This is a genomic window from Nocardioides albidus (genome assembly GCF_006335005.1).
In the GTDB taxonomy this organism is placed as follows: domain Bacteria; phylum Actinomycetota; class Actinomycetes; order Propionibacteriales; family Nocardioidaceae; genus Nocardioides; species Nocardioides albidus.
On the sequence record NZ_VDMP01000009.1, the window covers coordinates 36,564 to 49,160 of the forward strand.

Consider the following 12,597-nt stretch of genomic DNA (forward strand, 5'->3'; position numbering starts at 1 on the left):
TGGGGACGTTGATGCCGACGCCGAGGGTGTCGGTGCCGCAGATCACCGTGAGGAGACCCGCCTGCGCGAGCTGCTCCACGAGCCGGCGGTAGCGCGGCAGCATCCCCGCGTGGTGCACGCCGATCCCCTGCCGCAGCAGCTTGTTGAGCGTCTTGCCGAACCCGGCGGCGAAGCGGACGCCGGCGATCCGCTCGGCGATCCGCTCGGCGATCTGCTCCTTGCGCCCCTTCGGCAGCACGCTGTCGAGCCGACCGGGGCCGCTGAGCAGCGAGGTCGCGTGCTCGACGGCGGCGGCCTGGGTGAAGTGCACGACGTAGACCGGGCCCTGGCCGGTGGTGACCAGCTCGGCGAGCTTGTCGCCCATCGGCTCCAGCGACCAGGAGAAGTCCAGCGGGACGGGGCGCTCCGCGTCGTCGACGACGGAGGTCTCCCGGCCGTTGCGGCGGGTGAGGTCGACCGCGAGCTCGCTGGTGTCGCCCAAGGTGGCCGACATGAGCAGGAACTGCGCCTGGGGCAGCTCGATGAGCGGCACCTGCCACGCCCAGCCGCGTCCGGGCTCCCCGTAGAAGTGGAACTCGTCCATCACCACCATGCCGACGTCGGCCTGCGCGCCCTCGCGCAGCGCGATGTTGGCGAGGACCTCGGCCGTGCAGCAGATCACCGGAGCGTCCGCGTTGACCGCGACGTCGCCGGTGAGCATGCCGACGTCGGCCGCTCCGAAGATCTCGACGAGATCGAAGAACTTCTCGCTCACCAGCGCCTTGATCGGCGCGGTGTAGAAGGTGACCCGGTCGTCGACGAGAGCGGCCATCGCGGCCGCCATCGCGACCAGCGACTTGCCCGAGCCGGTCGGCGTCGCCAGGACCACGTTGTCGCCGGCGAGGAGGGAGAGGATCGCCTCCTCCTGGTGCGGATACAGCTCGAGGTCGCGCTGCTCGGCGTACGCCAGGATCCGGTCGTACGCAGCGTCCTGGGCGTCAGCCATGGCGGGCCCTCGGGTGCGCGGTGGCGAAGACCTCGCGCAGGTTGTCGACGGTGACGAGCGTGTAGACCTGCGTCGTCGTGACCGACGCGTGCCCGAGCAGCTCCTGGACCACCCGCACGTCGGCGCCGCCGTCGAGCAGGTGGGTGGCGAACGAGTGTCGCAGGGTGTGGGGCGAGACGTCGCGGGTCACCCCGGCGCGCTCGGCGGCCTTGACCAGGACCGCCCACGCCGACTGGCGGGAGAGCCGCCCGCCGCGGGCGTTGAGGAAGAGCGCTCCGCCGCTGGGCGAGCCTGTCGAGACCCCGGCGAGCGCCGGCCGGCCCCGCACGAGGTACGCCGACAACGCCGCCCGCGCGTAGGAGCCGACCGGCACCATCCGCTCCTTGCCGCCCTTGCCGCTCAGGAGCAGGGTCGCGTCGGCGGCGTCGAGTCCGGGCTCGACGAGGTGGCCGACGTCGTCCACGTCGAGGCCCACCGCCTCGGAGATCCGTGCGCCCGTGCCGTAGAGGATCTCCAGGAGCGCCCGGTCGCGCATCGCCAGCGGGGTGCCCGGCGCGCCGGCAGCCTCGAGGATCGCCTCGACGTCCGCCAGCGGCAGCGCCTTGGGCAGCCGCTTGGCGGGAGTGGGCGGCTTGACGGCCGCCGCCGGGTCGGCCTGGGCCAACCCGTCGGCGACCGCGAACCGGTGGAACCCGCGGACCGCGACGACCGTGCGCGCCGCGCTGGACGCGCTCAACGGCGGGTGATCGGCATCGCCCTCGCGCAGCCGGACGAGGAAGTCGGTGACCGTGGCCTCGGTGACCGCGTCGAGCGAGTCGATGCCGCTCCCGGCGAGGTGGGCGCGGTACCTGCGCAGGTCGCGCCGATAGGAGGTCAGCGTGTTGGCCGCCAACCCCTTCTCGACCGCGAGGTGGTCCAGGTACGTACGGACCGCCCGGTCCACCGCACCCGTGCTCACGTCGTCAGGCTAGCCTCCCGGCATGCGCCCTCAGGCCAGTGCCTCCTCCACCGGCACCGCCGTGATCCCGGTGGCCTCGCCCACGGGGGCGTTCGTCAGCTGACCGGCGTGGGTGTTGAGGCCCAGCGCGAGGCTGGCGTCGGCACGGCAGGCGGCCTGCCAACCCTTGTCGGCCAGCGCCACGACGTAGGGCAGGGTGGCGTTGGTCAGCGCGTAGGTCGAGGTGTTCGGCACCGCGCCCGGCATGTTCGCCACGCAGTAGAACGTCGAGTTGTGCACCTGGTACGTCGGGTCCGCGTGCGTGGTGGCACGGGTGTCCTCGAAGCAGCCACCCTGGTCCACGGCGATGTCGACGAGCACCGAGCCCGGCTTCATCCGCGAGACCAGCTCGTTGGACACCAGCTTCGGCGCCGCAGCACCGGGGATCAGCACCGCGCCGATGACCATGTCGGCCTCCATCACCTGCTGCTCGATCGCGAGCTTGGAGGACGCGAGCCCGTGGACCCGGTTGTTGTAGCGCCAGAACGACATCCGCAGCTTGTCGAGGTCGGTGTCGAGCAGGGTGACATCGGCACCCATGCCGAGCGCGATGTTCGCGGCGTTCTGGCCCGACACACCGGCGCCGATGATGACGACCTTGGCGTTCGCGACGCCACCGACGCCACCCATGAGCACACCGCGACCGCCCTGCGCCTTCATCAGCGAGTACGCCCCGACCTGGGGTGCCAGGCAGCCGGCGACCTCGGACATCGGGTAGAGCAGCGGCAGGGCACCCGAGGGCAGCTGCACGGTCTCGTAGGCGATCGCGGTGACGTTGCGCGCGATCAGCTCGTCGGTCAGCGCCTTGTCGGCGGCGAGGTGGAGGTAGGTGAAGAGCACCTGACCCTCGCGCATCCGGTGGTACTCCTCGGCCACCGGCTCCTTGACCTTGAGGACCATCTCGGCGCTCCCCCACACCGCGTCCGCGTCGGGGAGGATCGTCGCGCCCGCGGCGACGTACTCCTCGTCCGCGATCTGGGAGCCCACGCCGGCGCCGGCCTGGACCACGACCTCGTGGCCGTGGGCCACCAGCTCGTGCACGCCGATCGGGGTGATGGCCACCCGGTACTCGTGGTTCTTGACTTCCTTGGGCACGCCGACGCGCATGTGCAGGTCCTCCTGATCATGGAATCCGTCGCGGATTCCTCCATGGTCAGAAATCATGAAGATCAGTCGAGCCGCACGCTAGAGGTGGCATCGAAAATTCGCGTCGTTCGCGCAAACCCGGATCGGATCGTCGACGCTCAGCGCGGTGACCGGCGTCTCACCGAATCCGGTTCGGCCGCGCGGCCGCGCAGGTGCTCGAAGATCAGGCTGGTCTCGGTCATGGCGACGTCGCGCGTGCCGCTGAGGTGGTTGAGGACGAACTCGCGCAGCTCCTCCGAGCCGGCGGTCGCGACGTGGATGAGGAAGTCGTCCGCGCCGGCGAGGAAGTAGACGTTGAGCACCTCGGGCAGGGTCGTCATGGCCTGGGCGAACGCGCTCAGCTCACCGCGCGCGTGCGGCCGCAGCCGGACCGAGATCATCGCCTGGAGCGGCCGGCCGATGCTCGCCTGGTCGATCTCGGCGTGGGCTCCGCGGATCACGCCGCGCTCGAAGAGGGAGCGCACGCGCCCGTGGCACGTGGAGGGTGCGATCCCGACCCGGGCCGCCAGCACGTTGTTGGCCAGCCGGGCGTCGCGCTGGAGCTCGCGCACGATCGCGGCGTCGATCGGGTCGAGCTCAACCACGCGCGGCCTCGCGGTCCCGGCGGACCTGGAGGGCGAGCACCGCCTGCACCACCGGCCCGTCGGCGACGTCCCCGGCGAGGACGGCGTCGACCAGGTCGGCGAACGGGGCCCAGAACACCTCGAGGTCGGCCTCCTCGTGCTCGAGCAGGAAGTCGCCGCGGTCGGCCGGCGAGAGCCCCTCGGCGAGGTAGAAGTGGATCCACTCCGCGGAGTAGCCCGGCGAGCTGAGGGTCGAGAGCAGGTGGGTCCAGTGCTCCGCGGCCAGCGCCGCCTCCTCGCGCAGCTCGCGCCGGGCGACCTGCTCGGGATCCTCCCCCGGGTGGTCGATCACGCCGGCCGGGAGCTCGACGAGGCGGTACTGCGCGGGGTGGCGGTACTGGCGCAGGCACAGCACGCGGTCGTCCGCGTCGATCGCCAGGACCACCGATGCCCCGGGGTGCTCCAGCACGAGCCGGCGGAACGGCTCCTCGTGGTCGGCGCCCGGTCGGCGGACCCGGTCGGAGCGGAACGCCACGACCCACGCGTCACGGTGCAGGTCGGTGCTCTCGACGACCGGCCACGACTCGGGGACGTCGCGCAGCTCGCTCATTCGTCGATCGGCTCGGCGTGCAGGTTGGTGTCGTCGATCTCCAGCCGGGTCTCGCGCTGGCGCTTGATCGCCGCGCCGACCAGGCCGGCGAACAGCGGGTGCGGGCGGGTCGGGCGCGAGCGCAGCTCGGGGTGCGCCTGGGTGCCGATGTAGTAGGGGTGCACGTCGCGGGGCAGCTCGACGAACTCGACGAGGTCGAGCTCGGTGTTGAGGCCGGAGAACACCAGGCCGGCCTCCTCCAGCTGAGAGCGGTAGGCGTTGTTGACCTCGTAGCGGTGGCGGTGGCGCTCCTCGATCACCTCGGCGCCGTAGACCTCACGTGCGATCGAGCCGGCCTTGAGCTGCGCCGGGTAGAGACCGAGCCGCATGGTGCCGCCCAGGTCGCCCTCGCCCTCGACGATGGACTTCTGCTCCTCCATCGTGGCGATGACCGGCTCCGGGGTGTCCGGGTCGAACTCGGTGGAGCCGGCCTTGGTGAGCCCGAGCTCGGTCCGGGCGTACTCGATGACCATCGACTGCAGGCCCAGGCACAGGCCGAGGGTCGGGATGCCGTGGGCGCGGGCGTAGGTCAACGCACCCAGCTTGCCCTCCAGCCCGCGGATGCCGAAGCCGCCCGGCACGCAGATGGCGTCGACGTCGGAGAGGTGCTTGGTCGCGCCGGCCGGGGTGTCGCACTCGTCGGAGGCGACCCAGCGGATGTGGACCTTCGCCTCGTGGGCGAACCCGCCGGCGCGCAGGGCCTCGGTCACCGACAGGTAGGCGTCGTGGAGGTCGATGTACTTGCCGACCAGGGCGATCGTGACGTCCTCCTTCGGGTGGTGCACCCGGCGGAGCAGGTCGTCCCAGACCGTCCAGTCGACGTCACGGAAGGGCAGGTTGAGCCGGCGTACGACGTAGGCGTCGAGCCCCTGGCGGTGCAGGACCTTCGGGATGTCGTAGATCGACGGCGCGTCGGGGGCCGTGACGACGGCCTCCTGGTCGACGTCGCACATCAGCGAGATCTTCCGCTTGATGCCCTCCGGCAGCTCGCGGTCGGCCCGGCAGACCACGGCGTCGGGCTGGATGCCGACCTGGCGCAGCGCGGCCACCGAGTGCTGGGTGGGCTTGGTCTTCAGCTCGCCCGAGGGGCCGATGAACGGCACCAGCGAGACGTGCAGGAAGAAGCAGTTGTCGCGCCCGATGTCGTGGCGGACCTGACGGGCCGCCTCGAGGAAGGGCAGGGACTCGATGTCGCCCACGGTCCCGCCGACCTCGGTGATCACCACGTCGACCGGCTGCCCGTCGGCGGCGCCATGGCCCATGGCGAGGATGCGGTCCTTGATCTCGTTGGTGATGTGCGGGATCACCTGGACCGTGTCGCCGAGGTACTCGCCCTTGCGCTCCTTGGCGATGACCGAGGAGTAGACCTGCCCGGTCGTCACGTTCGCGATCTGGTTGAGGTCGGTGTCGAGGAAGCGCTCGTAGTGCCCGATGTCGAGATCGGTCTCCGCGCCGTCGTTGGTGACGAACACCTCGCCGTGCTGGAACGGGTTCATCGTCCCGGGGTCGACGTTGAGGTACGGATCGAGCTTCTGCATCGTGACCCGCAGGCCACGCGAGCGGAGCAGCCGTCCGAGACTGGAGGCAGTCAGGCCCTTGCCGAGCGAGGAGGCGACACCTCCGGTGACGAAGACGTGCTTTGCCTGCCGACCGCTACCGTGCGCCATGTTCACGGGATTCCATCCTACGTCATCACCGGGCGATTCACCGTGCCCGCGGGGCGTTTCGCGCGAGCTCGAGCAGTTCGCGAGCGTGGGCCAGCGCCGTGTCGGACTCCGCGAGACCCGCCAGCATCCGTGAGAGCTCCCGCTCGCGACCGGCATCGTCGAGCGTCACCAGCCCGGAACTGGTCACCGACCCGTCGCTGGACTTCTCGACGAGCACATGGCGGTCGGCGAAGGCGGCGACCTGCGGAAGGTGGGTCACCACGAGGACCTGCGCCTGCTCGGCGAGGGTGGCCAGCCGGCGACCGATCTCGACCGCCGCCGCTCCGCCGACACCCGAGTCGACCTCGTCGAACACGAACGTCGGGACAGGACTCGTGCCGGCCAGGCAGACCTCGACGGCGAGCATCACCCGCGACAGCTCACCGCCCGACGCGCCCTTGTGCAGCGGGCGCGGCTCGGAGCCGGTGTTGGCGGCCAGCAGGAACTCGACCTCGTCGAGCCCGCTGCGGGCGAACCGGACCCAGCGCTCCCCCACCCTCAGCAGGTCGGCCGGCGGATGCTCGGGGTCGCTCGGCGCCTCGGCCGTGCGGGGCGCGACGCGGACGGTCACCTCCGCATGCGGCATGGCCAGCAGGGTGAGCTCGTCGGACACCGCGCGGCTGAGTCGCTCGGCCGCGGCGATGCGGCCGGCGCTCAGGGCCGCTCCGGCCTCGGCGAGCTCCGCGCGCAGCTGCGCGGCGCGGCTCGCCAGATCCTTGATCTTGTCGTCGGTCGAGTCGAGGTCCAGCAGCCTCGTCGCCGACCGCTCGGCCCAGGCGAGCACCTCGTCGACCGAGTCGCCGTACTTGCGGGTGAGTCCGATCAGCGCCGCCCGGCGCTCCGAGACGGCGGCCAGTCGTGCCGGGTCGGTGTCGATCCGCGCGGCGTACGACGCCACGTCGGCGGCGACGTCGGAGAGCAGGTAGCTGACCTCTGCCACCCGGTCGGCCAGCTCGGCCGCCTCGCTGTCGTGGCCGCGGACGCCCTCGAGCAGTCCGCGGGCAGCAGCGACGGCACCGAGCGCGTCGGGTGAGCCGTGCTCGCTCGAGAGTGCCTCGCGCGCCTGCTCGGCTGCGGCGCGCAGCGTGTCGGCGTGCCCGAGCCGCGCCTCCTCGGCGGCCAGCTCGGCGTCCTCCCCGGGCTGCGGCGCCACCGCGGCGACCTCGTCGACGCCGAAGCGCAGCAGGTCGGCCTCGCGGGCGCGCTCCCGGGCGGTGGCGACGACCTCCGCCAGCTCGCGCTCGGTGACGACCAGACGGTCGTGGACGCTCGTATAGGAGGCGAGCAGCTCATCCAGCGCGCCGAACCGGTCGAGCGCATGGCGCTGCGTCTGCGCCTTGAGCAGGCGATGCTGGTCGGACTGACCGTGCACCGCCACCAGCGGCTCCGCGATCTCGGCGAGCGTCGCGACGGGCACCGCGGCGCCACCGGCGAACGCCCGGGAGCGCCCTTCGGCGCTCACGTTGCGCGCCAGCACCACGGCGTCGTCATCGGCCTCGCCGCCGGCCTCCTCGACCGCAGCGACGAGGCCGGGCAGCGCCGCGGCGCTCACGAGGCCCTCGACCCGCGCCTGCTTGGCTCCGGCGCGGACCGCCCCGCTGTCGGCACGGCCGCCCAGCAGGAGCCCGAGCGCGGTCACGACCATGGTCTTGCCGGCACCGGTCTCGCCGGTGATGACGGTCAGGCCGGGGCCGAGCTCCAGCGTCGAGGCATCGATGACGCCGAGCGAGGTGATCCGGATCTCCTCCATCACGGTCCCTCCTCCTGCGCCCGGGCGCGGCGGCGCTGCTCGGCCGCACCCCGCCAGCCCTCGACGGAGAGCCCGAACTTCGCGACGAGACGGTCGGTGAACGGCGCCTGGTGCAGGCGTACGAGCCGGACCGGCCGCTCGCCGCGGCTGACCTCGATCCGGGCGCCGAGGGGAAGGTCCACGCTGCGCCGGCCGTCGCACCACAGCACGCCGGAGCCCTGGTTGCCCTCGAGCACCTCGATCGCGATCACCGACGACGGCGCGACCACCATCGGCCGGGCGAACAGGGCGTGGGCGCTGAGCGGGACGATGCACAGCGCCTGGACCTGCGGCCACACGATCGGCCCGCCGGCGCTGAAGTTGTAGGCGGTCGAACCGGTCGGCGTCGCGCACACCACGCCGTCGCAGCCCCAGCGCGAGAGGGGGCGGTCGTCGATCTCGACCACGACCTCGAGCATCCGCTCGCGGGCGGCCTTCTCGACGCTGGCCTCGTTGAGCGCGAACGTCGAGTAGACCAGCTCGCCGCCGACGTAGGCCTTCACGTCGAGAGTGAGGCGGTCCTCGGTGGTGTAGCGCTGGTGGACGATCGCCTCGATGGTCGCCGCGACGTCCTCGTGCTCGGCCTCGGCGAGGAAGCCGACGTGCCCCAGGTTGACCCCGAGCACCGGGGTCGAGCGCTGGTGGGTGACCTCCACGGCCCGCAGGATGCTGCCGTCTCCCCCGATGACGACGGTCAGCTCACAGCCGTGGCTCGCGTCGGACTCGGAGTCGGTCAGCTCGACGGCGGGGACGTACTCCTGCGGATCGAGGTCGAGGTCCGCGGCCTCGTGGCGCAGCAGCCGGACGGCGATCCCGTGTCCGGAGAGCTCCTTCACGAAGGCGCGGGCCACGTCGCGCGCCTCGGCGCGCCCGGTGTGGGCGAGCACGAGCACCCGGCGCGGGGTGTCCTTGGTGGCGGAGGTCATGGCCCCACCCTCTCACCCGGGTCCGACGTGCCCCGCCGGACGATCTCGGCGATGGACGCGTCGTCCGCCGACGCCGGCCCGTGCCGCAGCCAGAGGAAGAACTCGACGTTGCCCGAGGGGCCGGGCAGCGGGCTCACGGTGACCGCGCGCGCCCCCCACCCCCGCTGACCGGCCGCGTGCGCGACGGCCAGCACCGTCTCCACCCACAGCTCGGGGTCGCGGACCACGCCACCCTTGCCGAGACGGTCCTTGCCGACCTCGAACTGCGGCTTCACCATGAGCGCGAGATCGCCGTCGGGGCGCGTCACGCCGAGGAGGGCGTCGAGCACCAGGGTGAGGGAGATGAAGGAAAGGTCGCCGACCACGAGGTCGACCGGCCCGCCGATGTCGTCGGCCGTGAGCGTGCGGACATTGGTCCGGTCGTGGACGACGACGCGCTCGTGCTGTTGCAACGACCAGTGCAGCTGTCCGTAGCCGACGTCCACCGCGACCACCTCGGCCGCGCCGGAGCGGAGCAGGACGTCGGTGAAGCCTCCGGTCGATGCGCCGGCGTCGAGGCAGCGGCGACCCTCGACCTGCAGGCCGAGCGGGCCGAAGGCGGCAAGCGCGCCCGCAAGCTTGTGCGCGCCGCGCGAGACGTAGTCCGGGCCGTTGGTGCCCTCGGTGACAACGATCGCGACGTCGGTCGTGACACCCGTCGCCGCCTTGGAGGCCGGGGCTCCGGCGACCTTGACGCGGCCGTCGGCGATGAGCTGGGCGGCACGCTCCCGCGACGGCGCCAGGCCGCGGCGGACCAGCTCCGCGTCGAGCCGCAGTCGGCGCGGTGGCACTACGGGACGGCCGGCGCCGGATTGTCGAGGGTGCGCCGCAGCTCGCTGTGCGCCTCCTCGAGCACGCCGGCGTGCTCCTCGAGCGGACGCTCGGCGAGACCTGCGACCAGGTCGAGCACGCGGTCGACGGCGTCGATCCCGGTGGGCGTGGGGGCGGGAACACCTACCTCGGTCATGGCGCGAGGCTACCGCGTCGCCCGGCCGGTTCCGGGGACGCGGGCCGCGGTGATGTCCGGCACTGCGCCGGTGCGGTCCTGGTGCTCCCACGACGCCACGGCCACGACCCTCCACCAGTCGTCGAGGGCCGGCGCCGCCTCGGTCTGCTCCACCACCAGACGTCCACCCTCGACCCGGCCGGACCACCCGCCGAGGTGCCAGCCGGTCTCGTCCCTGCCCGGAGCCCGGTGCGTGTCCGTCAGCCCGCCGAGATCGGCGGCCAGGTAGGTCGGCCGCTCCTGCGGCCGGGCCGCGACCAGTTCGGCGAGCCCGGTCACGCCGGTGAGCACGAGCAGCGAGTCCACCTCCGCGTTCCGGGCGCCCTCGATGTCGGTGTCGAGCCGGTCCCCGACCATCAACGGACGCCGGCCGCCCACCCGGCGGATCGTCTCGTCGAGCAGTGGGCGCGCCGGCTTCCCGGCGACCTGCGGCGTGATCCCGGTGAACCGCTCCAGCATCTCGACGAGCACCCCGTGGCCCGGCGCCACGCCGTACGTCGTCGGGATGGTGTGGTCGGTGTTGCTGGCCACCCACGGCAGGCCGTCGCGGATCCGCACCGCGACGTGCATGATCTCGCGCCACCGCAGGTCGGGTCCGTACCCGCTCACCGCGGCGACCGCGTCCGCCTCCGCATCCACCGGCTCGAGGCCGGCCTCCTCCAGGGCAGCGTGCAGTCCCGGCCCGCCCAGGCACACCACCGGTGAGCCCGCCCCGAACCGGTCCGCGAGCAGCCGGGCCGCCGCTTGGGCGCTGGTCACGACGTCCGGCGTCCGCGCCGGCACCCCGAGGGTCCTCAGGTGCTCGGCGACCACTGCTGCCGCTCGGGAGGCGTTGTTGGTGATGAAGGCGACCCGCATCCCGGCATCACGGGCCTGCTCGATGTGGGCGGACGCGCCGGCGACGGCCTCCTGTCCGATGTAGACGACCCCGTCCAGGTCGAGCATCGCGAGGTCGTAGGCGCGGGCCAGTGGTTCGGTGGAGGTGAGCAACACGTGCCCCACCTTGCCAGCAGCTCCCGCGGTGGGATCCGTACGATGCCCTGATGGACGCCGCCGCTCTCGTGACCCCGCCGTATGTGGCCGGTCCGCTGCGTCTGGAGCCCTTCCCCGCCCTCATGCTGACCCCCGCGCGGGTCGGCCACCCCAGCACCGGTCGCGCCTTCGCGCGTCCGTACAAGGACGTCTCGGCGCGCCTCGTGCGCTGGGAGGCCCGCGGCCTGGTCACCGCCGACACCGAGCCCGCGCTCTACATCCACGAGTACAGCTCCAACGGGATGACCGTGCGTGGACTCGTCGGCGCCCTGGACGTCTCGCGCCGGGCCGCCCGCGCGGAGGACCGCGCCGTGCTCCCCCACGAGGGCATCCATCCCACCCAGGCGGACGAGCTCGCGGACCGGATGGACGAGATGCAGCTCAACCCGGCACCGATCCTGCTCGTCCATCAGGGCACCCCGGGCCTGCGCGAGGTGCTGGCGGAGGCCGCGCGCCGGGAGCCGGACCGCGCCTTCGCCGACCGTGGCGGGCAGGAGCACCGGGTCTGGGCCATCCGCTCGCCCGCCACCCACGCCGCGATCGCCGCAGAGCTCGCCGACAGCCGCGCCCTGATCGCCGACGGCCACCATCGCTACGCGGCCTACCTGCGCCTCCAGCGACGGCGCGTCGGAGAACCCGACGGACCCCGGCCCACCGATCTCGGCCTCGCCATGCTCGTCGACCAGGGCGACACCCCGCTCTTCCTCGGCCCCATCCACCGCACGCTCACCGGCACCTCCCTCGACGACCTCCGCGACGCCGCCGAGACACTCGGCCTCGACTACCACGAGGAGGGCCAGGCAGAGGCCGTGCACGCCCTGTCGTCGGCGCGCCTCGCGGCCACCGACGGCAAGCGCTGGGCCGGCGTCAGCCTCCGGGTCGAGGAGGACGAGGCCGCCGTGGAGGTCCTGCATCGTCGGATCCTGCCCGCCCTCCCCCACGGGCCGGCCGCGATCGCCTACCACCACACGGTCGACGAGGCCCTCGGCCGAGCGCGGCCCGACTCCATCGCGGTGCTCATGCCCGCGCCCTCCGTCGATCTGGTGCACCGGATCGCGGAGGCCGATCGGCTCCTGCCGGAGAAGGCCACCTCCTTCCAGCCGAAGCCGAGTCTGGGCGTGCTCATCCGCTCGTTGCGCGACGCAGCACCCGCGCGGCCGTGACCTCGACCTCGACCCGCGACGCCGTCTGGCCGCCGGCCCGGTAGAACCGACGCCTTAGCGCACCCTCCACGCCCACGACGTCACCGGCGTGCCACGTGCTCATCGACCGGCGCACCCGACCCGACCAACCGGCGAGGTCCACCACGTCCACCGACGGACCCCTCCGGCCCGAGGCCAGCACCCGGACGTCTGTCCGGGGCACGACCAGCCGGCAGGTCCACAGCCGGTCACCGCTCGGCAGCACGCGCTCCTCCGGTTCCGCGGCCACACGTCCACTGAGCAGCACCGTGTTGGCCGTCGCAACCGCTTGCATCTCCATCGTCATGCCAGACCACCTCACTCCACGGCGAACCCGGCCGGCTCGCCCGTCACGACGATCCTCATCACCGGCTCCGACACGAAGGCGCCTGCGCGCGGCGAAGCTGTGGACAACCGAGGGCCAGTGGCGACCTGGGGACACTCGAGGGAGCGATCCACGATCACTGGGACGACAGGGACGCACGCGGAACCCCAAAAAGCACTCAGGGCCAGCACACGAAGTGCTGGCCCTGAGGCAATGTTTGTCCGGCGGCGTCCTACTCTCCCACATCCTCTCG

Annotated in this window: 13 protein-coding genes; 1 reads left to right on the top strand and 12 read right to left on the bottom strand. The window is 72.6% G+C overall.

Annotation, left to right across the window (positions count from 1 at the left end; genetic code table 11):
- From FHP29_RS22355 to FHP29_RS00655, 11 genes are all read right to left on the bottom strand, one after another.
- On the bottom strand, positions 1–985 hold a 985-nt coding region (locus FHP29_RS22355), incomplete at its 3' end, for a DEAD/DEAH box helicase (protein WP_240044214.1).
- On the bottom strand, positions 978–1,943 hold the full coding sequence (locus tag FHP29_RS00615) for a site-specific tyrosine recombinase XerD (RefSeq protein WP_139620935.1): 966 nt from the start codon (positions 1,941–1,943) through the stop codon (positions 978–980). The genes FHP29_RS22355 and FHP29_RS00615, both read right to left, overlap by 8 nt.
- Positions 1,944–1,973: 30 nt before the next feature.
- On the bottom strand, positions 1,974–3,089 hold the full coding sequence (gene ald / locus FHP29_RS00620) for an alanine dehydrogenase (protein WP_139620949.1): 1,116 nt from the start codon (positions 3,087–3,089) through the stop codon (positions 1,974–1,976).
- A gap of 137 nt (positions 3,090–3,226) precedes the next feature.
- Positions 3,227–3,712, bottom strand: coding sequence for an Lrp/AsnC family transcriptional regulator (locus tag FHP29_RS00625; RefSeq protein WP_139620936.1), 486 nt, complete (start codon positions 3,710–3,712; stop codon positions 3,227–3,229).
- Positions 3,705–4,301, bottom strand: coding sequence for an NUDIX domain-containing protein (locus tag FHP29_RS00630; RefSeq protein ID WP_139620937.1), 597 nt, complete (start codon positions 4,299–4,301; stop codon positions 3,705–3,707). The genes FHP29_RS00625 and FHP29_RS00630 overlap by 8 nt, the downstream gene beginning before the upstream one ends.
- The gene (locus FHP29_RS00635; protein ID WP_139620950.1) at positions 4,298–6,007 is read right to left on the bottom strand and encodes a CTP synthase; all 1,710 of its coding nucleotides are present in this window, start codon (positions 6,005–6,007) and stop codon (positions 4,298–4,300) included. The genes FHP29_RS00630 and FHP29_RS00635 overlap by 4 nt, the downstream gene beginning before the upstream one ends.
- A 37-nt stretch (positions 6,008–6,044) precedes the next feature.
- Positions 6,045–7,799, bottom strand: coding sequence for a DNA repair protein RecN (gene recN / locus FHP29_RS00640; protein WP_205013759.1), 1,755 nt, complete (start codon positions 7,797–7,799; stop codon positions 6,045–6,047).
- Positions 7,796–8,761, bottom strand: coding sequence for an NAD kinase (locus tag FHP29_RS00645; protein ID WP_139620938.1), 966 nt, complete (start codon positions 8,759–8,761; stop codon positions 7,796–7,798). The genes recN and FHP29_RS00645 overlap by 4 nt, the downstream gene beginning before the upstream one ends.
- Positions 8,758–9,591, bottom strand: coding sequence for a TlyA family RNA methyltransferase (locus FHP29_RS00650; RefSeq protein WP_139620939.1), 834 nt, complete (start codon positions 9,589–9,591; stop codon positions 8,758–8,760). Before FHP29_RS00650 ends, FHP29_RS00645 begins: the two co-directional genes overlap by 4 nt.
- Positions 9,591–9,767 (bottom strand): hypothetical protein, encoded by a 177-nt coding sequence (locus FHP29_RS21455; protein ID WP_158296431.1) that lies wholly within the window; start codon positions 9,765–9,767, stop codon positions 9,591–9,593. Before FHP29_RS21455 ends, FHP29_RS00650 begins: the two co-directional genes overlap by 1 nt.
- Positions 9,768–9,776: 9 nt before the next feature.
- Entirely contained in the window at positions 9,777–10,799 is a 1,023-nt protein-coding gene (locus FHP29_RS00655; RefSeq protein ID WP_240044215.1) for an HAD-IIA family hydrolase, read from the bottom strand.
- 50 nt (positions 10,800–10,849) lie between these two features.
- Here FHP29_RS00655 and FHP29_RS00660 point away from each other — a divergent pair, with 50 nt between their 5' ends.
- Entirely contained in the window at positions 10,850–12,001 is a 1,152-nt protein-coding gene (locus FHP29_RS00660; protein ID WP_139620940.1) for a DUF1015 family protein, read from the top strand.
- Here the strand turns inward: FHP29_RS00660 and FHP29_RS00665 are convergent.
- Positions 11,961–12,326, bottom strand: coding sequence for a single-stranded DNA-binding protein (locus tag FHP29_RS00665; RefSeq protein WP_139620941.1), 366 nt, complete (start codon positions 12,324–12,326; stop codon positions 11,961–11,963). The genes FHP29_RS00660 and FHP29_RS00665 overlap by 41 nt on opposite strands.
- Between the last annotated feature and the right edge of the window lie 271 nt (positions 12,327–12,597).

What these genes read in the sequence shown, in the direction of transcription:
- FHP29_RS00630 (WP_139620937.1), bottom strand. Translation starts at nt 4,301, where the DNA reads ATGAGCGAGCTGCGCGACGTCCCCGAGTCGTGGCCGGTCGTCGAGAGC.
- ald (WP_139620949.1), bottom strand. Translation starts at nt 3,089, where the DNA reads ATGCGCGTCGGCGTGCCCAAGGAAGTCAAGAACCACGAGTACCGGGTG.
- FHP29_RS00635 (WP_139620950.1), bottom strand. Translation starts at nt 6,007, where the DNA reads ATGGCGCACGGTAGCGGTCGGCAGGCAAAGCACGTCTTCGTCACCGGA.
- FHP29_RS00645 (WP_139620938.1), bottom strand. Translation starts at nt 8,761, where the DNA reads ATGACCTCCGCCACCAAGGACACCCCGCGCCGGGTGCTCGTGCTCGCC.
- FHP29_RS21455 (WP_158296431.1), bottom strand. Translation starts at nt 9,767, where the DNA reads ATGACCGAGGTAGGTGTTCCCGCCCCCACGCCCACCGGGATCGACGCC.
- FHP29_RS00665 (WP_139620941.1), bottom strand. Translation starts at nt 12,326, where the DNA reads ATGACGATGGAGATGCAAGCGGTTGCGACGGCCAACACGGTGCTGCTC.
- FHP29_RS00660 (WP_139620940.1), top strand. Translation starts at nt 10,850, where the DNA reads ATGGACGCCGCCGCTCTCGTGACCCCGCCGTATGTGGCCGGTCCGCTG.